Annotated in this window: 24 protein-coding genes; 15 read left to right on the top strand and 9 right to left on the bottom strand. The window is 53.5% G+C overall.

Going from position 1 to position 26,423, the window contains the following annotated elements; genetic code table 11:
• The first annotated feature begins 313 nt into the window (after nucleotides 1-313).
• From TPRIMZ1_RS19175 to TPRIMZ1_RS0114075, 7 genes are all read left to right on the top strand, one after another.
• Nucleotides 314-3,142 (top strand): ATP-binding protein, encoded by a 2,829-nt coding sequence (locus tag TPRIMZ1_RS19175; protein ID WP_232616836.1) that lies wholly within the window; start codon nucleotides 314-316, stop codon nucleotides 3,140-3,142.
• Nucleotides 3,103-3,471 (top strand): hypothetical protein, encoded by a 369-nt coding sequence (locus tag TPRIMZ1_RS20885; RefSeq protein WP_232616835.1) that lies wholly within the window; start codon nucleotides 3,103-3,105, stop codon nucleotides 3,469-3,471. Before TPRIMZ1_RS19175 ends, TPRIMZ1_RS20885 begins: the two co-directional genes overlap by 40 nt.
• A gap of 78 nt (nucleotides 3,472-3,549) precedes the next feature.
• The gene (locus TPRIMZ1_RS0114095) at nucleotides 3,550-4,221 is read left to right on the top strand and encodes a response regulator transcription factor (RefSeq protein ID WP_010261373.1); all 672 of its coding nucleotides are present in this window, start codon (nucleotides 3,550-3,552) and stop codon (nucleotides 4,219-4,221) included.
• 144 nt (nucleotides 4,222-4,365) lie between these two features.
• On the top strand, nucleotides 4,366-6,447 hold the full coding sequence (locus TPRIMZ1_RS0114090; RefSeq protein ID WP_010261369.1) for a hypothetical protein: 2,082 nt from the start codon (nucleotides 4,366-4,368) through the stop codon (nucleotides 6,445-6,447).
• 36 nt (nucleotides 6,448-6,483) lie between these two features.
• Complete coding sequence (locus TPRIMZ1_RS0114085) at nucleotides 6,484-6,963, top strand: hypothetical protein (protein ID WP_010261367.1); 480 nt, start codon at nucleotides 6,484-6,486, stop codon at nucleotides 6,961-6,963.
• A complete protein-coding gene (locus TPRIMZ1_RS0114080) occupies nucleotides 6,960-8,159 on the top strand; it encodes a hypothetical protein (RefSeq protein WP_010261365.1) in 1,200 nt (399 codons plus the stop codon). The genes TPRIMZ1_RS0114085 and TPRIMZ1_RS0114080 overlap by 4 nt, the downstream gene beginning before the upstream one ends.
• Before the next feature lie 7 nt (nucleotides 8,160-8,166).
• The gene (locus tag TPRIMZ1_RS0114075) at nucleotides 8,167-8,877 is read left to right on the top strand and encodes a FecR family protein (protein ID WP_026043728.1); all 711 of its coding nucleotides are present in this window, start codon (nucleotides 8,167-8,169) and stop codon (nucleotides 8,875-8,877) included.
• 64 nt (nucleotides 8,878-8,941) lie between these two features.
• Here the strand turns inward: TPRIMZ1_RS0114075 and TPRIMZ1_RS0114070 are convergent, their stop codons facing one another.
• The 3 genes from TPRIMZ1_RS0114070 to ruvB form a co-directional block, all read right to left on the bottom strand.
• Nucleotides 8,942-9,154 carry a hypothetical protein gene (locus TPRIMZ1_RS0114070; RefSeq protein WP_010261361.1) on the bottom strand — a complete coding sequence of 71 codons (213 nt, stop codon included), beginning with the start codon at nucleotides 9,152-9,154 and terminating at the stop codon, nucleotides 8,942-8,944.
• A gap of 72 nt (nucleotides 9,155-9,226) precedes the next feature.
• Nucleotides 9,227-10,297, bottom strand: a complete 1,071-nt coding sequence (gene queA, locus TPRIMZ1_RS0114065; RefSeq protein WP_010261359.1) for a tRNA preQ1(34) S-adenosylmethionine ribosyltransferase-isomerase QueA — start codon at nucleotides 10,295-10,297, stop codon at nucleotides 9,227-9,229.
• Nucleotides 10,272-11,360, bottom strand: a complete 1,089-nt coding sequence (ruvB, locus tag TPRIMZ1_RS0114060; protein WP_010261356.1) for a Holliday junction branch migration DNA helicase RuvB — start codon at nucleotides 11,358-11,360, stop codon at nucleotides 10,272-10,274. Before ruvB ends, queA begins: the two co-directional genes overlap by 26 nt.
• A 198-nt stretch (nucleotides 11,361-11,558) precedes the next feature.
• On the opposite strand from ruvB, the gene TPRIMZ1_RS19870 reads away from it, so the two are divergent.
• Nucleotides 11,559-12,752, top strand: coding sequence for a CsgG/HfaB family protein (locus tag TPRIMZ1_RS19870; RefSeq protein WP_010261354.1), 1,194 nt, complete (start codon nucleotides 11,559-11,561; stop codon nucleotides 12,750-12,752).
• A gap of 99 nt (nucleotides 12,753-12,851) precedes the next feature.
• Here TPRIMZ1_RS19870 and TPRIMZ1_RS19165 read toward each other — a convergent pair whose 3' ends face one another.
• The 4 genes from TPRIMZ1_RS19165 to TPRIMZ1_RS19865 all read right to left on the bottom strand — a co-directional run bounded on the left by TPRIMZ1_RS19165 (nucleotide 12,852) and on the right by TPRIMZ1_RS19865 (nucleotide 16,222).
• Complete coding sequence (locus tag TPRIMZ1_RS19165; protein ID WP_010261352.1) at nucleotides 12,852-13,823, bottom strand: Rpn family recombination-promoting nuclease/putative transposase; 972 nt, start codon at nucleotides 13,821-13,823, stop codon at nucleotides 12,852-12,854.
• Between the two features lie 114 nt (nucleotides 13,824-13,937).
• Complete coding sequence (gene ruvA / locus TPRIMZ1_RS0114045) at nucleotides 13,938-14,531, bottom strand: Holliday junction branch migration protein RuvA (RefSeq protein ID WP_010261350.1); 594 nt, start codon at nucleotides 14,529-14,531, stop codon at nucleotides 13,938-13,940.
• 9 nt (nucleotides 14,532-14,540) lie between these two features.
• On the bottom strand, nucleotides 14,541-14,972 hold the full coding sequence (locus tag TPRIMZ1_RS0114040) for a GNAT family N-acetyltransferase (protein WP_010261347.1): 432 nt from the start codon (nucleotides 14,970-14,972) through the stop codon (nucleotides 14,541-14,543).
• Nucleotides 14,969-16,222 carry a ribonuclease H-like domain-containing protein gene (locus TPRIMZ1_RS19865; RefSeq protein ID WP_157784268.1) on the bottom strand — a complete coding sequence of 418 codons (1,254 nt, stop codon included), beginning with the start codon at nucleotides 16,220-16,222 and terminating at the stop codon, nucleotides 14,969-14,971. Before TPRIMZ1_RS19865 ends, TPRIMZ1_RS0114040 begins: the two co-directional genes overlap by 4 nt.
• A 166-nt stretch (nucleotides 16,223-16,388) precedes the next feature.
• On the opposite strand from TPRIMZ1_RS19865, the gene TPRIMZ1_RS0114030 reads away from it, so the two are divergent.
• The gene (locus TPRIMZ1_RS0114030) at nucleotides 16,389-17,852 is read left to right on the top strand and encodes a hypothetical protein (RefSeq protein WP_026043726.1); all 1,464 of its coding nucleotides are present in this window, start codon (nucleotides 16,389-16,391) and stop codon (nucleotides 17,850-17,852) included.
• A gap of 61 nt (nucleotides 17,853-17,913) precedes the next feature.
• Nucleotides 17,914-18,210 (top strand): hypothetical protein, encoded by a 297-nt coding sequence (locus TPRIMZ1_RS0114025; protein WP_198429943.1) that lies wholly within the window; start codon nucleotides 17,914-17,916, stop codon nucleotides 18,208-18,210.
• Here TPRIMZ1_RS0114025 and TPRIMZ1_RS19155 read toward each other — a convergent pair.
• Complete coding sequence (locus TPRIMZ1_RS19155; RefSeq protein WP_010261336.1) at nucleotides 18,207-20,495, bottom strand: DEAD/DEAH box helicase; 2,289 nt, start codon at nucleotides 20,493-20,495, stop codon at nucleotides 18,207-18,209. The genes TPRIMZ1_RS0114025 and TPRIMZ1_RS19155 overlap by 4 nt on opposite strands.
• A 108-nt stretch (nucleotides 20,496-20,603) precedes the next feature.
• Between TPRIMZ1_RS19155 and TPRIMZ1_RS0114015 the strand changes: the two genes are divergently transcribed.
• The 5 genes from TPRIMZ1_RS0114015 to TPRIMZ1_RS0113995 all read left to right on the top strand — a co-directional run bounded on the left by TPRIMZ1_RS0114015 (nucleotide 20,604) and on the right by TPRIMZ1_RS0113995 (nucleotide 23,360).
• Nucleotides 20,604-21,878 carry a glucose-1-phosphate adenylyltransferase gene (locus TPRIMZ1_RS0114015; RefSeq protein WP_010261332.1) on the top strand — a complete coding sequence of 425 codons (1,275 nt, stop codon included), beginning with the start codon at nucleotides 20,604-20,606 and terminating at the stop codon, nucleotides 21,876-21,878.
• A 21-nt stretch (nucleotides 21,879-21,899) separates the two neighbouring features.
• Nucleotides 21,900-22,328, top strand: a complete 429-nt coding sequence (locus TPRIMZ1_RS0114010) for a nucleotidyltransferase substrate binding protein (protein ID WP_010261329.1) — start codon at nucleotides 21,900-21,902, stop codon at nucleotides 22,326-22,328.
• Entirely contained in the window at nucleotides 22,310-22,621 is a 312-nt protein-coding gene (locus TPRIMZ1_RS0114005; protein WP_010261326.1) for a nucleotidyltransferase family protein, read from the top strand. The genes TPRIMZ1_RS0114010 and TPRIMZ1_RS0114005 overlap by 19 nt, the downstream gene beginning before the upstream one ends.
• Before the next feature lie 90 nt (nucleotides 22,622-22,711).
• Nucleotides 22,712-23,119 (top strand): type II toxin-antitoxin system VapC family toxin, encoded by a 408-nt coding sequence (locus TPRIMZ1_RS0114000; RefSeq protein WP_010261324.1) that lies wholly within the window; start codon nucleotides 22,712-22,714, stop codon nucleotides 23,117-23,119.
• Complete coding sequence (locus TPRIMZ1_RS0113995) at nucleotides 23,106-23,360, top strand: type II toxin-antitoxin system Phd/YefM family antitoxin (protein ID WP_010261321.1); 255 nt, start codon at nucleotides 23,106-23,108, stop codon at nucleotides 23,358-23,360. Before TPRIMZ1_RS0114000 ends, TPRIMZ1_RS0113995 begins: the two co-directional genes overlap by 14 nt.
• Nucleotides 23,361-23,377: 17 nt before the next feature.
• On the opposite strand, the gene TPRIMZ1_RS0113990 is transcribed toward TPRIMZ1_RS0113995, so the two are convergent.
• The gene (locus TPRIMZ1_RS0113990) at nucleotides 23,378-25,966 is read right to left on the bottom strand and encodes an ATP-dependent Clp protease ATP-binding subunit (RefSeq protein WP_010261320.1); all 2,589 of its coding nucleotides are present in this window, start codon (nucleotides 25,964-25,966) and stop codon (nucleotides 23,378-23,380) included.
• Nucleotides 25,967-26,423 lie beyond the last annotated feature (457 nt).

Below are 26,423 nucleotides of genomic sequence, written 5' to 3'. Positions count from 1 at the left end.
CATTTATTCCGTATTACATACTACGGCATCAGTCAGCTTAGTGAATACCCTTGCTTGGATATCCAAGGGTAATCTCTTAGACACCATACCATTAAAGATTTTTTCGGATTCCTTTTCATTGAATGATTTAATCATGGTTTATTGTCAAAACTGACAAACCCCTTTTAGGTAGCATATCATGCATGTTAAGAGAAAAGAAGCCATGAATCTAAGCTCTTTATATTATTTGCCCAAACCACGGCATTGCTGAGCCGCATGGCTAGCTCATTTTTCTTTCTCTGTGCTATTCTTAATGCTTGAAAGCGCCAAATCAATGAAAAATATTTTAAAGGCCGCCCCGGTTTTGGCGGCAGCCGCACTTTTGGTGGCGGCTTCGATCATCCTTATAGTCCTCGTTTTCTTCTTCTCCTCCCACCGGGCGGGGGATAGCCCTGTCTATATCAACCTCCGGGAATACGCCCTGTATGGCAAAAAGGGCTTCGATCCGGCGGATGCCCTGGGATCCCCCATGGGGCCGGAATGGCGCGAAATCGCGGCGGCGGGAGACAGCGCCCTGGTGATCGTCAAGGAGAAGTTCCAGGGGCTTCCGCGGCGGGTGTTCCTTTCGCCCTTTGGAAATAGGGTGGAGCATTTTACCTATGTAATCCCCTTTGAGGTGGGGTACGACACCCTCCTTTTTATGCGGCAGGACGTCGAAAAAGTACCGGGGCTGTTTATTGCCGCCCTGGGGGATAACTGGGAAATATACCTTAACGGCCACTTGATTAAGAACGAGCTGCACCTGGATGCGGCGGGGGAAATTGTTTCCCACCGGGCGCAGCGGAAGGTGCGCTTCCCCTTCGACGAGGATCTCCTGGTGGAGGGCGCCAACACCCTGACTATCCACCTGGCGGGGGATCCCAACCACGATAACCTGGGGCTCTATTACGGCACTCCGGTCTATATCGACGACTACGAAGTGATAGCGGCGGCAAGCAGCGAGACGGTGACCATTGCCCTGATAGGCATTTATATCTTTTTGGGGCTCTACCATTTTATCCTGTTTTTCCAGCGCCGGGACGTGCGGTACAACCTCTACTACGGCGCCTTTTCGCTCTGCCTGGGGATATACTTCCTCACCCGGATTTCATGCATCTATGCCTTTAGCCCGGATACCAATATATGGTCCCGCCTGGAATTTGCCACGCTTTTCTTTTTTCTCCCCCTACTCAGCTGCTTTTTTCAGAGCCTTACCCAGGGCAGGATTCGCTTGCCTGCCAAGGTGATGCTCTGGATAAGCCTGGCCATGGTGGTGACGGAGCTCTTCTTTGCCCCCCAGTACGGCGAGGACTGCATCAATATCTTTTATGGCCTTGGGGTGGTGGAGATCCTCTATATCTTTAGCGTCAACTTTGGGTACGAGTTTTTCTACCGCGCTTACCGCTCGTGGAAGGAAGCGCCCCGCCGCCGCGATGACGGCACGGCCTTTACCTTGGCGGAAGACCTTTGGTGGAACCTTGTTCACGAGCCCATGGGGAACCTTGCCATTGGCATTGTGTTTGCGTTTATCACCGGCATCTTCGACTTTATTGATTCCGCCTTTCTTAACTGGGGCATCCTTACTTCCCGGTATGGGTTTACGGTCTTTACCCTGGGGGCCGCCCTGATCCTTTCCCGGCGCTTTTCCGAAATGTACCAGGAATTGACCGACCTTAATGCCTCATTGGAGACCACGGTGGAGCAGCGTACCCTTGCCCTGCGGGAGCAAACCGCTCTGGCGGAATCCGCCTCCCAGGCAAAGAGCAATTTCCTTGCCAACATGAGCCACGAAATCCGCACCCCCCTTAACGCGATCATGGGCTACAGCGAACTTGAACTGTATGCCGCAGGGGGGGATGAAAACAAGAAAGGCCGCCTGGAACAGATACACCAGTCAGGGGCCATCCTGCTTTCAATCATTAATGATGTGCTTGATATTTCAAAAATTGAATCGGGCAAACTGGAACTGCTGCCGGTGGAATACGACCTGCCCAGCTTAATAAACGACACGGTCTCCTTTAATACGGTGCGTATCCGGGATAAGCCCATCAACTTTATCCTGGAACTGGACCACGCCCTCCCGGTCAATCTTTTTGGGGATGAGCTGCGGCTGCGGCAGATACTGAACAACCTTTTAAGCAACGCCATTAAATACACCAAAGAAGGGGAAGTGCGCTTTGCCGTGGGTTTTGAAAAAGACAGGGATGCTGCTGAAGACATAGTGTTAGTGTTTGTGGTTTCCGACACCGGCCTGGGCATTAAAGCGGAAGCCCTGGGCAGTATCTTTGACGAGTACGGCCGGGCGGACCAGGAGCTGAACCGGGACATCGAAGGCACCGGGCTGGGGCTCGCTATTACCCGGCAGCTGGTGGAGCTTATGGCGGGGACCATCACCGTGGAAAGCGAATATGGCAAGGGCAGCGTGTTTACCGCCCGGGTGCGACAGAAACGGCTGGACGGGCAGCCCATGGGAAGGGCCACTGCCGCCGCCCTGGAGAGTTTCAGCTACCACGAAAAGCGCCGCCATGCGGAAATCAATTTTCCGCGGGCGGATCTTTCGGCGGCCAAGGTCCTGGTAGTGGACGATGTCCCTTCCAATATCCAGGTGGCCCAGGGCTATTTACGCCTGTACAAGCTTGAAACCGACAGCGCCGGCAGCGGCGAAGAAGCCATCGCCAAAATGGCAGCGACACGCTACGACCTGGTCTTTATGGACCACATGATGCCCGGCATGGACGGCGTCGAAACGGTCCGCCGCCTGCGGCAAGGGGGGAACAAAACACCCATCGTTGTGGTAACCGCCAATGCCCTTATCGGCAATGATGAGATGTTCGCTTCCAAGGGCTTTGACAGCTTCTTGAGCAAACCCCTCAAAGCGGTGGACCTGGACAAAACCCTCCTGCGCTTTATCCCCAAAGAAAACAGGGCCCGGTGCTGGTGGAAGAAGCTGCCCCGTCTGCCACAGACGAGACGTCTGCCGCTGCCGGGACGCCTGCGGGGAACGGCGCACTCCCGGACCTGGACGGCCTGGATACCGCCGCGGGGCTTGAACGCACCGGCGGCGAAGAAGAGGGCTATCGCTATGTGCTCAGCAGCTTTTGCGAAGACAGCAAAGAACGCATAAACACCCTGCGGCACGTACTGTTTCATTTCCAGCAGCTTGCGGCCGTTCCGGCTCCCGCAGACAGGGGTCAGCCGGCGCCAGCGCGGGAAACTTCGTTGCAAGTTGCGGACCAAAGCTTTCTCTTTTTTGCCACCCTTATGCATGCCCTCAAGAACGCACTCTTTTCCATAGGCGCCGATGCCCTTTCGGCGGAGGCTGGGGTCCTCGAAGCCCTGGGCAGGGAGGAGGATAGCCCGGGGATCCGGGAACATGGCCCCGGTTTCTACGATTCCTTTAAACAATTTGTGGAACAGCTCAGCGCCGCAGCAGGCTCTGGAGAAAAGTCTTAACAAAGGGCTAAAAGTCTGGCTAAAAGTTAAGGTTTTTCAGATTGATAGCCGGTACCCTGTTGGACAATGGAGATGCACATGATACGCATACTGATTGTTGAGGACATGACCATGCTCCGGGAAGCATTGACCACCATACTTTCCGGCGAGAAGGATATGGAGGTCGTCGGCGCCCTGGAACATGCCGGGGATGCCCTGGAGTTCTGCCGTCAGAACCGGCCTGACCTTATCCTTATGGATGTGCTTACCGACGACAACCTGGTAAACGGCGGTTCCCACCGGGGCTTGGCGCAGGAAGAAAGCAGCCATACACAAATTAACGGCATAAGCGCCACCCAGGAAATTCTGGCTGAATTCCCGGACACCAAGATCATCATCATAACCGCCTTCCCGGAGATTACCTTTATCGAGGCCGCACGAAAAGCCGGGGCTCATAGCTTTGTCTATAAAAACGTAAAGAACGATTTACTCTTACAGATAATCCGGGGAACCATGGCAGGATACGGCACCTTTCCCACCCATGTCCCCACCCTGGCGGCCCTGAGCCCGAAATTTACCGACCGGGAGATGCGGATCCTGCGCCTCCTTGCCCAAGCCCGGGATCGCAGTTTTATCGAGCAGGAACTCAACATTTCCGAAGGCACCCTCAAGGCGGTTATCACCGGCATCCTCAATAAAACCGGCTACGACAGCATCATGCAGTACGTGGTATACGCCGTGGCCAACGGGCTCATTAGCCCCCACGGGTAAAACGCTTGCGAATAAAACCTAGACAAAAGTCTAGATTTTACCCCCAAAGTCTAGCCAAAAGAAATCGGCATCTTCGGTTAAACGCGCTATGCTTATCTATAAAGCTATTTCTCCTGAGTGGAGAACTATAAAGAGGAGTATGTTATGAAAAAGATATTTAGATTCATCGTGATGACCTTGATGGTCGCCTTCGCGGTCATTTCCTGCGACCTCCCCGCCGCGCCGGACAGCGCCCGGAAAGAGCCGCCCATGGAAGCTGGCAAGGGGAGAATCACCATAGTCCTCTCCGGCACGGCTATAGCGCCGCCTGCGGCAGCCGGCCGGGCCGCTTCCCGGGCCGTTGCGTGGGCAGGCGATCCCACCATCCCTCTGTATTACAAGCTCACTTTTACCCATGCCACCATCGGGAGCTACACCCTGACCCTGGGAGCGGTTAGCGAAAAGAGCTTAACCCTGGAAGAGGGGTCTTGGACCATTAACGCTACTGCCTATGATGACAATGCCTACACAAACCTGGTGGGCAATGGCGCCAAAGCTGTTGCCATTGCTCACGATGTCCCTGTAACGGAGACCATCTCCATGATTCTAGACTCCAACTACGAGGCGGGTCTTTCGACCTACTTCATCCACAATGAAGAGGAACTGCGGCGCATTGGGCCGGGCGACCTTTCCATTACCTCGGGGAAAACCTACCACCTGGTGAACGACATTACCCTTACCGATCCATGGACTCCCCTCGGCGATGACACGACCTCCTTTGGAGCCACCTTTGACGGCGGCGGAAAGAAGATAACCATCCAGAGCTTCGCCCCCACGGCATTAATGGGGCAGTACCTGGGACTCTTCGGCAACGCCACTCAGGCGACGATTACGGATCTAACCGTGGAATATGCCGCAAACGCGTTTGGCACCCAAGACTCCCCGCTAGAGCTTACCTTTAGCCCCACGAGGGTGGGCGGCCTTGCGGGAGCCCTTGGTAATACAACAGCCACGGGGATTACCGTTTCGGTCCTCGGCGACGGCGGTATCTATGCAACCAACAACATACTAGGAGCCAGCCTGGAGATTGGCGGGATCACCGGAAGACTCAACGGTGACGGTTCCCACCCCTTCGCAGGCAATACCTTTACCGGGAACATCGGAACCGGGGACATCGGAACCGGGGACATCGGAGCAAGCGCCCCAGAGGTTTTGGTCGGGGGCATTGCAGGCTATTCCAACATAGCCATCACCAATTCCCATGCGGTAGGAACCATCACCGTGAAGGGTACCTCCACCGACACGACAAGCACCCTCTTTGGCGGTTCCACCGGGGCAGTGGCCATTGCCGGGGGTATCGTCGGGGGCAATTACGGCAACATCGAAAAAAGCTCCTTTACCGGAGGCGTAAAGATAAGCGCCGTTATTAGCGGGTATGCCGGGGGTATTGTGGGCTACTCTGCCAGTGGCAACGTCAGATCCTCCTATGCCGCCGCCAATGGCGCCACCGACAGGACTATCACCGCCACCGCCTCCAATACAAGCTCCGGGATCGCCTATGCAGGGGGCATTGCGGGTATCGCTACCGGCACGGGCTATAAGATTGAAAACAGCTATGCCTACGCCGATGTCAAAGCCGACGGACGAGTCAAGGGTATTGCCGGGGGCATTGCGGGCGAGCTCGGCTCTTCCCAGGAAATTACCAACACCTACGCCCTGGGAACCGTTGAAGCGGTGGGGACCCCTGCCGCTGTTACCGGAAACGCCTATGCCGGCGGTATTGTGGGGAATACGAGCAATAGTAACAAGGTCAACAACAGCATTGCCTTGAATAGCACCATCAAAGGTAACGGTAATCCTGTAGTGCATGGTATCGGTGACAGTGTTACCACCGACACCTTCAACTTTGCCGCAGCAAACATCATCTTTACACCGGCGGTAACCTCTGTTGTTAACCTTGACGGCTATACAGCCTATTCTACTGACGGCAACTACAATAATGTCACCCTTTTCCGCGAAGATTTCCAGAGAGAGACGAATAAAGCAATCTACATCAGCGCAATGCCTATCAGTAGCGCCGTCCCTATCACCGTCGGCCTTAACTGGAACTTTACCGTCGGCGTCAACGACTACTGGAAGTACCTTGGCACGGACTATCCCTACCCCGTACTGTCCTGGGAGACCGTACCCCACACCGCCACCGGTGGCTTGCCCACGGGCACCTATGGGATGAGCTTCGGATGGTAAGCAGGCATCTTGGATGGCAGTTATAGAAGGAACATCATGAAACGATATTTGTTACTGCTCTGCACCCTGGCCGCCGCCCTGCTCTCCGCCCCAAGGGCCCACGCCGAAACCGCGGGGGAACTGGAGCGGCTCCTGGGGGCGCCGATCGTGAGCTGCCAGGACGCGGCGTGGCTGGTCCTTTCGTCGGTGGAGGCGGTCCCCGGGGGAACCACCCCCGGCGACGCCTACCAGTTTGCGCTGAACCGGAACTGGCTGCCCAGGAAGGCGAGGGCGGACAGCGCCGTCACCCTGGGGGGCGTATCGCTCCTCATCATGCAGGCGGCGGGCATCAAGGGGGGCCTCATGTTTACCCTGTCCCACGGCAGCCGGTACGCCTACCGGGATTTAGTCTACCGGGGCCTGATACAGGGCCGCGCCTATGCCACCCAGAAAGTTTCCGGGGAGCGGCTGCTGCAAATACTCGGCCGGGTCCTTGAATACACGGAAGCTCCGGTTCGAAGAGGCCCATCAGTATGAAAGTAAAAAGAGCCCTCATCGGCCTATTAGTATTCCTGTGCGCGGTCATGGCGGCGGCCCAGGATTTTGGGCTGGTGCTAAACCAATCTCCGGTGCTCAGTAATGGTGATGAACCCTACGGCAGCTTTGAATACACCGGAACGGTGATGCCCTGGTTCGCCGCTCCCCTTGGAGAAAAGGGGGACCTCTACCTTTCCGGGGGCATCACCGCAGAGTTGGCGAACGAAGAATGGAAGTCCGTCCCGGAGCTGTATCGCTTTGAGTTCAGCTGCGAGGCCGCACCCGGCCTGCACCTTGATCTGGGCCGCCTGTTCTGGCAGGAACCCCTCCAGCTCGCCGCCACCGGCCTCTTTGACGGGCTCGCCCTCAGCGCCGACCTGGGAAAGACCCGCCTTTCCGTCGGCGCCTTTTACACCGGGCTCCTCAACAAACGGAACGCCTACATCGTGATGAACAGCGAAGACCTCACCGACTACCACGACCGGGATGTCTACTTCGCCTCCCGGCGGCTGGTCTATGGCGTAAGTTTGGAGATACCCGCCCTTTTCGATACCGGCAGCGACCTTGCCTTCGCAGTCTTTGGGCAATATGATATGAACGATAGCGATACTGCGACAATCCATACCCAGTACGCGGAAGTAAAACTGGGCGTCCCTTTTCTGGATGATTGGAACGCCGAATTCGGCGGCATTCTGGGGATGCAGGAGATTGAAGACACCGACCCCGCCATGAGTTTCGCCGCCGCCGCCCACCTGGTCTGGCTCCTCCCCAGCGCGATGGAAGACCGCATACGCTTTGGCGGCGCCGTTTCTTCCGGAGCGTGGAATGACACGGTTACCGCCTTTCTGCCCATAAACACCGTGGCCCAGGGCAAAGTCCTGCGGCCCCGGCTCTCCGGCTTGGCCCTGGCCGAGGCGGAATACGCCGCGCGGCTGCACAACACCCTTTCTGCGGAAATCTCGGCGGCCTATCTTTTCAGAACCGATTCGTTTACCTATACGGACAGCGACCTTGACCCCGACTCCCGTTCCCCCCTCCTGGGGGGCGAGATCTACGGCGGCCTTACCTGGGCGCCCCTTACAGACCTTTCGTTCACCCTTGGCGGCGGCGCCTTCTTCCCCGCCTTAGGCAAGGCTTTCCGCAGCGATGCGGATTTAAAGTACCGCGTTTCATTAGGAACCATTCTTTCATTTTAGGAGACACATGATGCTATGCAAAAAAGAAATACTGGTACTGTTAGCGCTGATCGGTATATGGTTTCCGGGGCGCCAGGTGTCAATCTTTGCCCAGGAAAACGCTTTTATCCGGGAATTAACCGGGGATGTAACGCTTAAAATCACAAACGAAAGCGCATGGACACCCGCCGCAGCGGGAGATACCCTGACGAAGAACACCCTGATATCCACGGGCTTTAAAAGCAGCGCAATAATTGCCCTGGGGAACTCCACCCTAACCATACGGCCCCTTACCCGTTTAAGCCTGGAAGAAATCATAAACAACGATGGTAACGAGACAGTATCGCTGCAACTGCAAACCGGAAGAATCCGGGCCGATGTGACGCCCCCCTCGGGAGGCAAGACCGATTTTACCGTGCGGAGCCCCACCGCAACCGCATCGGTGCGGGGAACCTCCTTTGAAATGGATACCATGAACCTCCATGTTGACAATGGGCGTGTCCAATACTCCCTTGCCAATGGACGGAAGGTCTTTGTCGCCAGAAGGGGAAATAGTTATTTTGATGAAGCAAACAACCGGGTGGTATCGCCCTTTGAAGCGGCCGCCCAGTCTCTGACGCCTAGCCTACCCATCGCAAGCGATTCCGGGACATCCAATGGGGACCGCGCCCCCATTATCGGGGACAACGCCGGTACCTTGGGAAACGGCGATTTTAGAGTAGGTTTTGAGTGGGATTAAGGAAATTGTAAATAAAAAGCAACTATCCACAGCCAGGGGCGTTCTGCCTATTGGAGAAGCTTTTTCAGGCGACAGAACTGGCGCTTTCTTTCATCTCAAAAATATACCCGGTTTTAACGCAGGTTTCAAAAAGCTGGTTGTCCATAAAATCGTCAAGTGTTTTTTCATACCCATTGGTAATCCTGGTTATGCGGACCCGGTACCCATCGGCGGTCTGTTCAAGGATATCACAATATGCAGCCTGATTTGATCCGCATTTTATACAGTAACGTTTCATTATCGTCCTCCGAAAATATTTTTTGAACCTCCTTCTATTATCGGTAATCCCTGGGGAAGGTTGAGGGCTCCGCTAGACGATTAACATGGCGTCGCCGTAACTGAAAAAGCGGTAACCCAATTCTACCGCCTCCCGGTACGAGTCCAGGATGAATTCTCTACCCGCAAAGGCGCCGGGTTTTGCGTCAGCAAAAGCCGATACCAGCATCAGCAGGGTCGATTCGGGGGTGTGGAAGTTGGTGAACAGGGCGTCCACAAGCTTAAAGGTATAGCCGGGGTAGATGAAAATAGATGTGGCCCCTTCGCCACGGCGCAATTTGCAGCGAAGTTCCCCGAACTGGTCGCTGCCATCCCAGGCGGACTCCAGGGTGCGGGCGCTGGTGGTACCCACGGCGATAACCCGGCGCTTTTCCGCCTTTGCCCGTTCGATTTTGGCGGCGGTGTCCTCATCAATGGAATAGTTTTCTTCGTGCATCCGGTGATCCTCGATGTTTTCGCTGCGCACCGGGAGGAAGGTACCAAGCCCCACATGGAGGGTGACAAAGGCGCTTTCTATACCCCCCTCGGTAAGGCGCGCGAGGATTTCCTCGGTAAAGTGGAGCCCCGCCGTGGGCGCCGCTGCGGAACCGGGGACGGCGGCGTAAACGGTCTGGTAGCGTTCACTGTCCGCCGGGGTATCCTCACGCCTGATGTAGGGGGGCAGGGGAATGTGTCCGTACCGGTCAAGCCAGGCCTCGTCAATGGGGCGGTCAAAGCGGAGTAAACGGAGCTCCCCCTCTTCGCCGGTGATTTCCGCTTCCAGTCCATCCGCAAAAACATAGCGGGTCCCGATGCGGCGGCGTTTTGTCCGTTGCGCCATGACCGTCCAGGTGTGGGGATCCCGGCGTGTTAGGAGCAGAAATTCTACCCGGCCGAGGCTGCCGCCGGATCCTGTTCCGTAGATACGGGCCTTCCTGACTTTAGAATTGTTAAAGACCAGGAGGTCCCCCGGTTCAAGCAGGGACGGAAGATCCGCCATACGGTGATGGGAGCGGCTGTGCTGTACCCGATCCAGAACCATGAGCCTGCTCTGCCCCCGCTGTTCCGGCGGGTATTGGGCAATCAGGTTTTGGGGGAGATCAAAAGAGAAGTCCGTTAGTTTCATTGCTGCCCTTGGGAAGTTTGAGGTGTTCATAGGTTAAGGCGGTAGCCATGCGGCCCCGGGGGGTACGCTGGAGGAGCCCCGCCTGGATCAGGTAGGGTTCGTAGTAATCCTCCAGGGTATCCACCCCTTCCCCTATGGAAATCGCCAGGGTTTCTGCGCCCACGGGGCCCCCGTTGTAGCGCTTGATGATCATGGCCAGGATTTCCCGGTCCTGTTTTTCCAGGCCCAGATGATCTATCTCCAGCCTGCGCAGTCCTTCTGCCACCACTTTTTGTGTGATTGAAGCCGCCCCGGCCACCTGGGCAAAGTCCCGCATACGGCGGAGCAGCCGGTTCGCTACCCGCGGAGTACCCCGGGCGGAGGCGGCCAGGAGCGATGCAGCATCCTTATCGATTTTAGTTTCCAGTATTCCTGCGGAGCGGAGGACTATGGCTTCCATATCCGCCTTCTCGTAAAAGGAAAAACGACAGGGGATACCGAAGCGGCTTACCAAGGGGCTTGAGACATTCCCCGCCTTGGTGGTAGCCCCAATCAAGGTGAAGGGTTTGATGGGAATCCGCAATGTCCGCGCCCCCGGTCCCTGGCCTATTATCCAGTCCATCTCGTAGTCCTCCATGGCGATGTAGAGCATCTCTTCGATGGCGGGCTTGAGCCGGTGTATCTCGTCTATAAAAAAAACATTCCGATCCTTCAGGCTGGTGAGTATCCCTACCAGGTCCTTTGGCTTTTCCAATGCCGGCGCGGAAGTCTGGACAATCTCCGTCTCCAGCTCGTGGGCAATCACCTGGGCCAGGGTGGTCTTTCCCAGCCCCGGGGGTCCGATCAAAAACAGGTGGTCCAGACTCTCCTGCCTGGCCTTGGCAGCCTTGATAAAGACCTCCAGGTTTTCCTTCATCGCCGCCTGTCCCAGAAATTCCTTCAAACTATGGGGGCGGAGGGAATGATCCCGTGTATCCTCCTCCGCTATAAGCTCGCCGTGGAGCAGTCCTGGGGACAAAGTCCCCTTGGGGATATCCTCAACGGACGGAGGAAAATTAGGATTGCCGGATTTGCTTTTTCCCATGGGAGTACTATAGCCTGGGAGGGATTATTTTCACAAGGGATACAAGTCCGCCCCGAAACCTTCAAAAAACCTGCGATTAAAGGCAGCGATACCTACCCATGAGATAAATAAACCTACATTTTTGTAGGTTTATTAAATTTTTCGTAATAAAACCCAAACCATTGACTATATACTCCAATGTAGTAAATACTAAAACCTATGAAGAAGGTGATATTGTTTTTGAGTATTATTGGATTTTTAGGATTCAATCAACTTATTAACGCCCAGGAAGCTGCCGGTATTGATACGGGGATCAGCGAGTCTGTTAATAATTTTTCAGAAATTATAACACCGGGTACGAAAATAGTCGTCTTGAATATGCAATCAGAAAGCGCCACTCTTTCGGAATATATAATTGATGAAATAATCAAATATTTTCTTCAAAAAAGAAATTATACCATTGTGGATCGTCAAAATCTTGAGCTGATACAACAGGAAATGGATTTTCAGCTTTCCGGAGAGGTAAGCGATGTATCGGCACAATCCATAGGAAAGAAACTTGGAGCGGAAATTATAATTTCCGGCTCAATCGATCCCTTTGGTTCAAATTACCGGCTGCGCCTACGGGCAATAGATGTGGAAACAGCGGCGATTCACGGTATAGAAACAAGAACGATACTAACGGACGATACTATGGCCGTCTTATTGGGACAGCCTGCCGCATCAACGAGCACAGCGAAGCGCATAACAAAACAACGCGAAGCTAAGCCGGCCCCCGTTTTACAGCAAAACGATTCTTGGTTCAGTATGGGCGGAGGTTTGAAAGGGGGTCTGCTATTTCGTACCATGGAAGTGGAATATGAACTGGGCGATTATTCATTTGATCAAACGGGATATAATATAGGCGGCGGTATGTTTTTGGATCTGATATACGCGCTGGTAAGCGTAGATTTTATGTATGCTCAGTTATCCGGAACAACCGGCTACTGGATTGATGGCAGAACGAGTTTGGATAATAGGGATGTTAATTTCCATGAGGATTCACAATGGGGGAATGGTTTTGGCATTTTGAATATTGGACTATTTGGAAAATATCCGTTTAAATTTTCTAAAATCACCCTTTTCCCCCTTGCCGGCGTTGAGTATGGATTTGCGCTGATTTCCGGACAGTTTGAGTCGTCAAAACATAGCGCGCTGTGGCTGCGGGTTGGCGCGGGAATGGATTATGCACTAAACCCTACAACATATTTTCGCATTAATGGTTCCTATGGTTTTAAGTTTAACAGTGAATACGAAAAAACAAACGATGATTTGAGGGAATGGGATGGGCAGTACAACGATAATTTTCTGGGCGAGTATTCATATGAAACACATGGCATTTCTATAAATTTAGGAATAGGATTTAAGCTATAGGCTAAACTTGATTCGGCACCGAAGAGACGCAAGGGTGAATAGGAAAAGATATTGAATCTTATATTAAATGCCAAGTCAAGCCCAGCCACGCCGCCACCCTTATGGTAAGGAAATATTTTTGACGGTTGCAAGGTCAAGGCCGGTTCCTTTGGCAACCTGCTCCGGACTCAATCCCATTCCAAGGAAATTCCGTGCGGCTTCCAGGGCTTTTTCTTCCTTGCCGACTTTCTCACCTTCCTCCTTGCCTTCCTCTCGGGCGCGGCGTCTGTCTTCCAGAACTTTTTCTACCACATGCTCAAACATGCCCCGTTCCTCCTTCCCGGTGAAATAATTGGTCACGGTCCGCGTCTCCTCCTCGGGAAACTTAAGCCGATTCAACAGGGTGCTCATCACATCCGTTATCAGTCTAGTCAATTCCTTGGGGATTTTCAACGCCATCCGTTCGAGGTAGTCCGGGGGCATCTTGTTCAGAAGCGACTCCCCGTCCCAGGTCTCCAGCTTGTCGATCAGCATAATCAGGGACAGTGCATCGCCAAACCGGACCAGATCCTCCGGCGCGTACCGGTTCAGGTCCACCAGGAGGTATTCAAACTTGGGGATGTACTTTTGGAACACCTGGTTTAGGGCGGTCCGGTCCAGAAAGTTTAGCTCCGCCGTCCAAGGGTCCGTTCCGTCATAGAAAACGATAGGCAGTACCGGCGGATACCGGAAGCCCTTCTTTGCGCTGGCGCCCTCTTGCTCCTTGTTAATTTCTTTTTCGTAGTTGTCCAGGATGAGACAGATGTACTGGAACATCTTGAAACTCGACCTGAAATTCACCTTGGACTCGTGCTCCAGTAGGGCAATGACAAAGATGGGCGGCTCGCCCTTCAGGTTGATCCGCTTGACCGTGTCCGAGTCCTGGTTGTCCTGGAAGAGCGGTAGGAACCGTTCGCTCATGTCCTCAATGTCCTCGGGCTGAACATCCTTGAGCAGATCGATATTCAGATAGTCCCGCAAAAACTCGACAAAAAGCTGGTGGTTACCCAGGATGAGCTTAAAGCTATTGTCCCTGGCGTTGTGGATGGCCATGGTTTTCCTCCTCAAATTTGTGGGAACCGATGTTCCCATATACCCCCTTAAAGGGGTGAGGATAGATTTTGCTTTAGTCATACCAGAAAAATCGTGAAAAGAATGACAGCTTGGTTACGCTCCGCTCAAATACAGTATTGCCTGTCTGAACAGCGCCTTCTCCAGTTCTGCCCCGCTTAAGCCGGGCGGCAGGGATGCTTCGGCCTTTGCCAGGGCGTCTGCGGCTGAGCGTTGATCGTAACCCATCTCTGCCAGGGCTGTTACCAGGTCGCCGTGGGGGGAGGCCGCCCTGGGCTTGTCACTGCCGCTTGTCAGTTTTCCCTTAAGGGCGAGGATCATCTTTTGTGCGGTCTTCTTTCCCAGGCCGGGTACCGCTTCCAGGCGGCCCACATCTTCGGTGTCCAGGGCCCGCTGCAATTCTGTCTGGCTTATGCCCCCCATGATCTTCACCGCCGCCTTGGGGCCTATGCCTTCAACCTTGAGGAGTTCCAAAAAGGTAGCGCGCCGGATTTCATCGGCAAAGCCGAAGAGCCGCATCTGGTCCTCCCGGTGATACAGCCAGGTATAGACCTGCCCCTCCTCACCGGGAAGGGGGAAGCGGCCCATATCCGTAAGGGGTACGATGATTTCCCATTCAAGACCCCCGGTGAGGATCCGCAGTGTGTCATCAATTTTTCCGGTAACGGTTCCCCGTATACTGTTAAACATCGACGCTTCCTAATTATTTTCGGTGTTGAGGTTCTTATTCCGGTACACAATATCTTCCCGGATGGGGTATCCGCAGGCCCGTAAAAAGCGGTTTCCCCCAACATTGGTCTTAATTGATACCATGGCGACCTTGTTGATCCCCTCCTGGATGAGGGCCTTTTCTACCGATTCAATCAGGGATCTTCCAATACCCTGGTTGCGGAAATTCGCCTTTACCGCAATGTGGTATATATACCCCCGGCGCCCGTCATTGCCCCCCAATATGGTTCCCGCCAGCTCGCCGTTTTCTTCCGCCGCAAAACAGGTGTGGGGGTTCCGCTCCAAAAATTTTCTGATCCCCGTTTCGGAATCATCCAGGGTCCTTAAATTTATGCCCGTAGAAATCTTCCATAGCGAGTAAACCGCATCGTAATCCTCAATCGTTAAAAGCCGTATATTCATAGTAGTTTTCCCTTTGTTTCAATTTTTTCCACGAGCCGTTCACGGCGGTGGAACATCTCGTCTCCCATAGTATCCTGAATTTCGGGTAACGCCAAGAACAAATTAACGTACCCAAGGGCCGATGCCGGATCCCGCCTTTTCCACTCCGCCTCTATCGCCAGTTTACGATAGTATGTGTAGGCGGCCCGCCGGTGTCCCCGTTCCGCCGCAGCCCGTAACAGGGTTTCTCCGGTCTTTGCCGTCCCGGGGCCAAAATTTTTTTCCCCGTAGATACGGATCGCCCTATGCCACCACAGGGCAAGACTTTCCGGATCGCAGCGGAATTTTTCACCCCCGCCGCAGGGTTCCTCCGCTATCCCGCACAGGGCGCCCAGGATCGCCAGGAGGCCAAATATATCCCTTGCATTGTGATCGCAGATTCCCATCAGTTCCCTAGGATCCCCGGTTTTCAGAAAGGAAAACCAGATATCCGGAGCCATGGAGCCGGGTATATCCCCGCTGCGATCCAGATCCAGCACGGCGGTTTCAATCGAAGCCTGGGAACAGGATGGCAGTACCCGCTTCCAGAGCCGCCTGCTTGGGTGGAGAAGATCCGCCTGGTAATATTCCGGAGGCCGTATACCGTTCATGAGGCAGCGTATCTTGAGCAGCTGGGAATCAAAGCTCTTGCCGTTATAGCTCACGATTAAAGATGATGCTGAAAACTCCTGCAGGATGGCCTCCAGAAAATCGTTTTCCCCGGGATAATCCAGGAGCAGGTACTGGTCTACCCGAAGGCAGCCTTCTCCAAGGGGCGTCTCCGTCAGCCTGCCAAAGGCGGCCAGAAAGGCCAGGGTACCGGGGCCGGTGGAAAGGCCCGTGGTTTCCAGGTCGAAGAAGAGCAGGTTTTCCCGGCGGGGCGGGGAAAGCGGGAAGGAAGGGTAACGGAGGAGATCCGGGACGAGGATGCCCAGGGACCGGGGCAGATTGGCGGGAATCGCCGCGGAGGGAACCATAAACACCGACCGCTTGAGGGATTGGAACCCAACCGGTGTCCAGCCGGGGAAGGCGGCCATATCGGGGGCAGCCGAAGCAGGGGAGGGCGGGGCCGCTCTGTGCTGCGCGGGAAACTTCGTTGCAAGTGGCGCGGGAAACTTCGTTGCAAGTGGCGCGGGAAACTTCGTTGCAAGTGGTACCGGCCTTAGTTCCTCTTTCCCTGAAAGCGATGCTTCCCGGATCCGCCGCAGCCGGGCCCGTAAATTTTCTCCCATCCCTATCCCCATCCCCTGTACCAGTATAGACAGGATTATTTGGGGGAAGCAATCCCGAATGAGGAATAACCACGGACCACATGTGTCCTTTGTGGTTTTTTATCCTCTTTGTTCGTGTGGCCCGCATATTCTCACCGGCGATTTGTTATGGTATACTCCTTTTATTATGAGACAACTTGTTTTAGCCGCCCTGGTCACGTCACTGATTCTTCTGATGAGCTCCTGTCCCACCAACTCGGGGATTGAGAATCCCTATAATGGCCTGGAGGATAGGCAATTCTGGGCTCAGAATCTGGATACTGCCAAATTCTATCAACTTAATGCGGTTAAGCTTGCGGAGGGGGAACGATGCGTTATCTGGGTGGAAAGAACCGCCGGGGTAAGTATTAGAACCGCAGAAAGTATAGCGAAAGAATACGATATTAATATATATCAAAAAATGGTAGATGTTTTTGGCATACAAGATGATATTAAGTACGAGCCAACGGGACCGGTTGTTGCCCATAATACCCTGGAATTGGCCGATTGGCTTGGGGATGGGGATGGAAAACTGGCCATACTGCTGCTGGATATTAAAGATACCTACACTCCCAATACTCCCGGTTATGTGGCGGGATATTTTTGGGCTGAAAATTTTTTTGATTCACGGTATTCCAATCAGATGGATATGATGTATGTGGATACTAATCCCGGCGTTCCGGGTTCCATTAGTTCCAATACCACCTTTGCCCATGAACTGCAGCATCTTATGAATTATGCCACCGCAACCGTACGAAGAAGATCCAATAATTCAATAACCTTTATGGATACCTGGATCGATGAAGGTCTTTCCACCGCAGCGGAATACGTCTATCGGGCGCCGAATCACGATGATGAGCGGCTTGACTGGTTTGTCGAGGATCGGGAAAGAACCATTGCCCAGGGGAATACCTTCTTTGTCTGGGGGAATCATACGGAAAAATCCGCCTTGGATGATTATGCCACCGCCTACCTCTTTTTCCAATGGCTTAGGCTGCAATCCGACGGGACCGATATTTACAGGGATATTATCACCTCATCCGATACGGATTACAAAGCGGTCACTAAAGCGGCGGCGGCAAAAATTGATCCGAAATACAACGATTGGGGGAGTCTGCTGGGAGACTGGATGGCGGCAAATTATATTCGATCTACCAGCGGCCGCTATGGGTATAAGGACGATACCATCATACAAAACAAGCTTAAGGTACCATATCTTCCGGGAGTAACATCACTGCCCTTATACCCCGGCGAAGGGGTGTACAGCGTCGTCGGCGATACCCCCGGTGTTTTCCCTTCGGCTTCCGGAAATATCAAATACGTCGGGCTGAAAAAAGAATCCGTTCCCAACGATACAGCCCTTTCGCCCGGCGGAGCGCTCCTCACCTACAATACAAGTACCGTATTGAGAAGATATATGAATGAGCTGCCTGAACAAGCAGAAACCGGAGAGCTTACCGGCGTGATATTATCGCTGGCAAATGCAAACGAAGCTGCCGGCGCCGTTTCGGCCCGGTCGGCGGTACAGCCGTTAAAGCCCTTCGTCATAGATGCCCGGGATATGCTGCGGCGTAAAGGGTATTTACCCCGGATGAAAATAGATGTGGAGTAGCAGGCGTCCCCGCAGGTTTTTTTTTCTGATCCCGCCTCTATTTTTTTCCGCACTTATGCTGATGGGGCTGGGTGGACAGGATAAAACCCCCAACACCGTCCGGGTTACGGGTCAGGTGCGGCTTATAGGAAGCGGCCCCGGGATGGAACTGGTTATTACCGGAACCGACCGGGAGTGGCGTATTGACAAAGAGGACCGGGACACGCTCTGGGATCTTCAGCAGCGGACCGTAACCGTGGAAGGACAGGAAAGCTCCCGGGAAATGACCTTTGCCAACGGTACTCCCGCCGGTACCTGGTACTTTTTGCGACAAATCAAAATCATCGAAACTTCTGAATCTGCGGATAAAAAAAACTAATACTCATATTGAAGACTGCGCAGAAATTCTGCGGTTCCCTGTTTGTTTTCCCCGGGGCCCACACAGGAGGGGCAGCCATCTTTGCAGGGACATTCCGTAAGTACCCGGTATACGGAGCGGAACAGTTCTCCTGTCCGCCGCGCCAGACTTTCCGCAAGACCGGTACCCCCGGGGTACTTATCGTAAATATACAGGGCGGGCAGGGCAAAGTGGGGATCCCGGACCCGTTCCGCCACGCCGATATCCCTGGGATCGCAGAGAAGAAAAACCGGGGCTATGTGTTTGATCAGGGTTCCTGTCCCGGAGAGGATTGATCCGATTGCATCTTCCCCAAAGCCGGAAAGAACCGCTCCGCCTCCGGTGGTCTTACCAAAGAGCAGTACCAGAGAGCGGGTCTGCATTTCCTCCTCCGGCAGTTCGATGTCCCCGTAGCCGACATTCTCGTGGGTGTGGAAGCGGATCTTCTTAAACTTGGCAACCTGGGATCGGACCAGCACATCCCCCAATATTCCTGCGCAAGAACCGAAGTCTAGGGTCTCGTCTTCGGTGAGTACCTTGATATCCGTCTTTACCAGGCCGTCGGTAAAGTAATTCACCTCCGCTTCCCGGACCAGACATTTCCGGTTGGCGATATCCAGGGATTCTACCAGGTACTGCCTGCCCCGGTGCATATATACGGCGTTTTTAAAGATCAGCTCCTTAGCGCTGGGCCTGTCCATCTCGCCGATAACGGTGTTGCGCCCCTCGCTTACATCCACGATCACCACATTATCCGCTAAGGCGGAACGGAGGCTGATCCCCTCCGCCGGGAAGGATCGATCCGCCCAATGCCATCGCCCCGCAGTATGACGCACGGTACCCTCTTCTTCCAGGAAGGAGAGGACCTCCCCCACATCGGCGCCGAAGGGTTCCTCGCCCTTTTCTATGGTCTCATCCCGGAAGGGCAGTTCAAAGGCGGCGCACTTAACATGGTCCGTAAGTATATAGGGGTTATCCGGGTTAATCCGCGCTTCCTCGGCGCTTTTCCGGAAAAACCATTCGGGATCGTTCATGATAAACTGGTCCAGCGGTGAGGATGACGCCACAAAGACCGATACCGAGGAGCCCCCCCGCCGCCCGGCCCGTCCGGACTGCTGCCAGAAGCTGTTAAAGGATCCCGGAAACCCCGCCACCACCGAAGCGTCCAGGCCGCCGATGTCTATACCCAGTTCCAGGGCATTGGTGGACACCACCCCGCGGATAGTCCCTTCACGCAGCCCCTTCTCAATTTCCCGCCGCTCGTTGGGGAGCAGGCCGCCCCTATAGGCTTCCACCCGGATGCGCTTATTATCGGTGTAGATATTGGCCAGATCTTCGTTCACATATGCGGCGGCCACCTCGGTTTTTACCCGGGAATGGGCGAAAAGTATGGTCTTAATACCCCCCTTGAGGAAGGCCAGCATCCAGCGCCGGCTTTCGGTCACCACCGAACGGCGTATCCCCTGGACCGCGTCCACCAGGGGCGGATTGTAGAGGATAATCCGCTTTTCTCCCCGGGGCGCCCCGTTGTTATCCACCAGGGTGACCTCACCGCCTATCAAAGTTTCCGCCAGTTCCTTGGGGTTGGCGATGGTGGCGGAGCAGAGGATGAACTGGGGCTTTGAACCGTAAAAGGCGCAGACCCGCCGCAGCCGCCGCAGCACATCCGCCACATGGCTTCCCAGAACACCCCGGTAGGCGTGGGCCTCGTCGATAACTATGTATTTAAGGTTGGAAAAAAACTTGATCCACCGGGGATGGTTGGGCAGTATCCCCGCATGGAGCATGTCCGGATTAGAGATGATGATCCGCCCCGTATCCCGGGCCGCCACCCGCAGTGAATCCGGCGTATCCCCGTCATAGGTACTTACCTTTATGGGTATCCCTTCGCCCACCAATTCGTTCAGCTCCGACTGCTGGTCCTGGGACAGGGCCTTGGTGGGGAAGAGGTACAGGGCCCGGGCTTTTTCGTCCCGCAGCAGCGCCTGCAGGGTGGGCAGGTTGTAACAGAGGGTTTTTCCCGAGGCAGTGGGGGTTACCACCACCACATTCCGGCCCCGCTGTACCGCATCCCAAACCGCAGCCTGGTGGGTATAGATTTCCCGGATACCCCGATCCTGCAATCCGGCGGCAATCCGGCTGTCCAAATCCGCCGGAAGGGGGACAAAAACCCCATCCGTGGCCGGCAGGAGCCGTTCTTCCACGATATAGGGGGCAAAACCCGGATCGGTGAGGATTTTTTTCAATTCTTCCGCTGCACTTTCCATATTTTTTATAGTAACCCTAAGAAAGAATAAACGTATAGTATCGACAGACTGGTAATTCCTATCTATAATAAGTTATAGATTTTTGCCGATAAAAATAAAGGGGGTTCTATGACTGAAGTTCTATCCATAGTACTAGGTGGTGGCAAGGGGACCCGTTTATTTCCTTTAACCCAGGCACGGGCAAAGCCGGCCGTTCCTTTTGGGGGCAAATTCAGGATCGTAGATATCCCTATTTCAAATTGTATTAATGCGGGTTTCAGGCAAATCTATATTCTTACCCAGTTCAACTCCGCCTCCCTCCATCTTCATCTGGCCCATGCCTATAACTTTGATACCTTTTCCAAGGGCTTTGTGGAGATCCTCGCGGCGGAACAGACCAATGAACATTCCGGATGGTATGAGGGTACCGCCGATGCGGTGCGGAAAAATTTTGTCCATTTCAGAACCCAGCGGCCGGACTATTACATCATCCTGTCCGGGGATCAGCTGTACCGGATGGACCTCCAGGATTTCTTGAAGAAGCACAAAGAATCCGGGGCTGCCATAACCATAGCCAGTACCCCGGTTTCCCGGGAAGACGCCAGTCAGTTGGGGATACTCCAGGTAAACAAGAAAAATGAAATTACGGAATTTTTAGAAAAACCCGGTCCTACCAAGGAAATTGGGGATTATAAGGTACCCGTTGAATTGAAGCGGGACAAAGGCGGTAAGACCGATGAATATTTAGCCTCCATGGGCATCTATATATTTAACGCCGCCGCCATGGAAAGCTGCCTGGATAATGATTTTACCGATTTTGGCAAGGAAATCATCCCCACCGCGATCCATAACCTCAAGGTCAACGCTTATATTTTTAACGGCTACTGGGAAGACATTGGAACTATTCGGAGTTTTTACGAGGCAAACCTGGAACTGACCACCCTCAAGCCCCGCTTTGATTTTTATGACGAGGACCGGCCCATCTATACCCATGTACGGAACCTGCCCCCGTCAAAGATGAATTTCAGCAACATGAACCAATCCATCGCCGCCGAAGGCTGCATCATCACCAATGCTTCCATTGCGAATTCCATTGTCGGGGTCCGCACCACCATCGAATCCGGCGCCAGCCTGAACGGGGTAATTTGTATGGGCGCCGACTTTTACGAAACGGAAATCCAGAAACAGCAGAACGCCGAAGCCCGGGTTCCAAACGTGGGCATAGGTAAGGGCGCCATTGTTAAGGGCGCCATCATCGACAAAAACGCCTGCATAGGCGAGGGCTGCCGTATCGGCATCGACGACATGAACCGCACCGATGGTAACTACGGCAACTACTACATTGTGGACGGCATCATCGTTATCCCGAAAAACACGGTACTGTACCCAGGCACGGTGATTTAAAGTATCACCGGGTTTTTTAGTATGATAGATTATGGCAAATTCGATAAAGCCCTAAACCACTTGGCATCACAGTATCAGAATTATTCCAGCCTTAGTGAACGCCCTGATTTAGGGGAAATCGACCGTGAAGCAATTGCAGAATCGGTAATACAACGGTTTGCGGTATGTTACGACTGCCTTTGGAAGGTTCTCAAACGGTACCTTGGAGAAAATCTTGGCGTACCGGAACTTCCCAACAGTCCCAAGCCCCTGTTTCGCATTGCCTTTGAGAATCAGCTTTTCCCGGCGGTAGAACCATGGCTATTGTATGCCGATATTAGAGCCGGTACCTCCCACGATTATTCGGAAAATAAAGCCCGCGAAGCCCTGGCAGCAGCGGGAAATTTTATCAACGATGCTGCTGCCCTGTATCAAAAAATGACCGGGAAATCATGGCCCCTGGCGCAATAGCCCTTACATCCCGTGACAGGGATATTCTTATTTCGCTTATCGGGCAGTTTCTCCCCCGGACACCGGTATGGGCCTTTGGCTCCCGGGTTACGGGAACTTTCCATCCCTGGTCGGATCTTGATCTGGTTGTCTTTACCGGTGCGGAGCAGCGCCCCCAGGTTTCCCTTCTGAAAGAAGCTCTGGACGAATCGAACCTGCCATTCCGGGTGGATCTATTGGAATGGGACGGGTTACCGGAAACATTTAAAGAGAATATTAAAGCAGCATATGTGATACTCCAGGGCGATGAGTAAGGCTAATCGTATTTGATTAGCAGCAATTACAAATTTTAAAATTAACAAAAAAATCTTGACGGAATAAAATATTTAGAGTACAATGTACTGATGAATATAGTGATTGATGCAAGTGTTATAATGGCTCTAATAATTGATGAACCGGAGAAAGAAATTGCAATAAGATTGACTAAAGATACTACTCTTTTAGCGCCTCAAATGATTCCATTTGAAATAGGAAATGCCTTAACGAGGATCTATAAGAGGCATATTTTGGTTGAGGATGAAATAATTAAGGCATATAGGGAGTTTAAGAAAATTCCTTTAAAAACAGTTGAAGTAGATATGGAAAATGCTTTAAGAATAGCATGTAAGTATACAATTTATGCGTATGATGCATATTATTTAGAAACGGCCAAGAGGTTGAAAATTCCCTTATTAACGTTTGATGCAAATATGAAAAGGATTGCATTGGAAATGAACTTAGAATTATTGGAGGACGAAAATGAAAATATATAATTACTCAGAAGCACGGCAGAATTTCACAACCGTATTAAATACGGCTCTTAAAGAAGAAGTAATAATAACAAGAAAAGATGGCAGTAAATTTAAAATAATATCAATAAATGATAAAAAAGGTAAAGGAAAATCACCTTTAGAAGGAATTAAAGGTATAAAGGCAGATATAACGACAAAAGAATTAGTAGACATAATAAGAGAAGGAAGAGAGGGGAGTGAATATATAAAGGATAAATATTAAACTCCGAAAAAAACCCTTTAAAGTATCACCGGCTGCACGGTTTCCGGTACCGGATGCCCGGCTGCTTTTGGGGCCTGCTGTACCGTTATCTTCCCGTCATGGCCATCGGCAATAAACACCGTGCCGAAGGGGAAGTTCCCCTCCAACAGCATCGTTGACAGCGGATCCTCCAGCTCCTTCTGAATGGCCCGGCGCATGGGCCGTCCGCCGTACTTTGGGTCCCAGCCTTTTTCGATAAGGATCTTCCGGGCCGCAGGGAGGACTTCGATGGAGTAACCCTGTTCCGCCAGCCGTTGGGCAAGTTCTTCAACCTGCAGCTCCAGGATGGATTCCACCTGTTTTTCGTCCAGGGCGTGGAAAACCACCACGTCGTCCACCCGGTTGATAAATTCCGGGTTAAAGAGCCGGCGCAGTTCCGCCATGGCGGCGCTCTGTATTTCCGCTATGTCCATGATGCCGGTCTCGGAGGAAAAGCCCAGCCGCGAGTCCCGGGAAATTTCCCGCACACCGGCGTTGCTGGTCATGATAATAACGGTGTTACGGAAGTTGACCGTGTGTCCCAGGTTGTCCTTCAGTTCGCCCTCTTCCAGCACCTGCAAGAGCAGGTTGAAGATATCGTGGTGGGCCTTTTCTATTTCGTCAAAGAGCACCACCCGGTAGGGGTTCCGCCGTATCCGCTCGGTGAGGACCCCCCCCTCTTCGTAACCCACATAGCCGGGAGGGGCGCCTACGAGCCGGGAGGCGTTGTGTTTTTCCATATAATCGGACATGTCGATACGGACCAGGGAATCTTCGTTACCGAAGAGATACTCCGAAAGCCGTTTCGCCAGCAGTGTTTTGCCCACACCGGTGGGACCAAGGAAGATGAAGGAGCCCAGGGGACGTTTTGGGGATGAAATCCCCGCCCGGGAACGGCGTATGGCGGAGGAGATACGCCGCACCGCCTCATCCTGTCCTACCACTTCCTTGTGAAGCTCCTCCTCAATCTTGAGCAGCCGTCTCGATTCCTGTTCCTCCAGCCGAGTCAGGGGTATGCCCGTAGTTTCCGCCACAACCCGCCGTATATCGCCTTCGCTTACCACCGTCCGTTCATCCTGGGAGGAACGCTCCCAGGCGTCCCGGACCGATTCCAGCCGCAGCCTGAGGTTCCGTACCCGGTCCCGTATTCCTGCGGCCCGTTCGTAGTCCTGTATGGAAACCAGGGCGTTTTTTTCATCGCTTAACTGTTGGATCTCCGTTTCGATGTCCGAGATTTCCGGGGGATTGCTTCCCGCTTCCAGCTTCCGCATGGCCCCGGCTTCGTCCAGAATATCGATGGCCTTATCGGGCATGAACCGGCCGACTATGTAACGCTGGGCCAGCCGCGCCGCAGCGGAAACCGATTCCGGGGTATAGCTTACCCGGTGATGGTCTTCGTACTTTTTCTGAATCCCCTTGAGAATATTCAGGGTTTCCTCAAGTCCGGGCTCATCAACCTGCACAGCCTGGAAGCGGCGCTCCAGGGCGGCGTCTTTTTCAAAGTGCTTCCGGTATTCCGCCAGGGTGGTGGCGCCTATGCACTGGATATCCCCCCGGGAAAGGGCGGGCTTGAGCATATTCGAAGCGTCGATGGTTCCTTCGGCGCCCCCTGCTCCAATAATGGTGTGTATTTCATCAATAAAGAGGATCACATTTTTAGCTGCGGCGATCTCCTTCATAATTTTTTTAAGCCGTTCCTCAAATTCGCCCCGGTACTTGGTCCCCGCAACTACGGAACCCAGGTCCAGGGAGAGGATACGTTTCCCCGCCAGCATTTCGGGAATATCTTCCTCAGAAAAAAGCTGGGCCAGCCCCTCGACGATGGCGGTCTTACCCACCCCGGGCTCTCCCACCAGGACGGGGTTGTTCTTGGTCCGCCGGGCCAGGATACGCACCGCCCTGCCGATTTCCTTCCGCCGGTTGATAACCGGGTCCAGTTTACCCTGCTTAGCCAGGGCGGTAAGGTCCCGGGAGTATTCATCCAGGGTAGGGGTGGAACTCAGGGGCGGATAGGAGGCCGATTTAGCCCGGTTTGAATGGGACCTGGATTCCTTCGAGGACTGGTGGAGAAAATTGGGCTGGTAAAGATCCGCATTCCCCATATAGGTTCCTGCGGCGGAAAAGAATTCGCTTTCCTGCCCGGAATTGCCATGGTTAAAGGTGGTTTGAACCACAACCCGCAGCATATCCGTATCCACCGCCCGCTGGTTCAGGTACAGCTGAACCGGGGAATCCTGTTCCCGCATGGCCGCAAAGAGGAGATGCTCCGTGCCGATATAGTCGTTCCCCATGGAACGGGTCTCCTCGGCGGCGTTTTCCAGCATGGTTCTGGTTCGTTTGGAGGGAGGTACATCCCCAAAAACCAGTACCCCGGACATACGGGTTATTTCGTTCTCCAGGGTATGCCGGAATTCCAGCAGATCGATTCTGAGGAACATCAGCGCCTTACAGGCTATACCCGCCCCATCCTTGAGCAGGGCGATAATTACATGTTCCGGAAGAAGCTGGTCCGAATTAAAATGCCGGGCCTCTTCCTGGGCGTCTATGGTCAATATACGGTGGGCTCGTTGGGTTAAACCTTTGGACAAGGGAAGCCTCCAATTACTCTTATTTATATAGATGATAACATATTAAGGGGAATCAGACCAGAGTAATATCCCTTTTTCCGGACTTATCGGCAAATCGGGCGGAGGGAGGAGCATCCCTGGCGCTCGCACGCTTGTAGAGCCTGCTTACGGAGCCCCTTCGGGTCTCCTCCAGCAGAGAATTCCTCGGACCGTAGGTCCGCAATGTGCTCGGCCAGGGATGCCCCTCCCTCCGCCCGCCGGTGTCACATAGTACGAAGAGGGATATTTCCCGGGTGGGGGTCACTTGCCGGAGTGGTGGGCTGTTGCGGATCTCTGCCGGGGACGCCTTTCCTTCCGCCCACCGGCGGCAAAAGTGGTGCTTGGCACCACTTTTATGTATTTTACATAGTTTTTTATAAAAAACTGGTGTATACTCTTTATGTATTCTACTAAAACGAGGTATTTTGTGCTGGTAAAC

Source organism: Treponema primitia ZAS-1, assembly GCF_000297095.1.
Taxonomy (GTDB): Bacteria; Spirochaetota; Spirochaetia; order Treponematales; family Breznakiellaceae; genus Termitinema; species Termitinema primitia_A.
The sequence above is the reverse complement of the archived record's forward strand: the minus strand, read 5'-3'. Positions and strand labels throughout refer to the sequence as shown.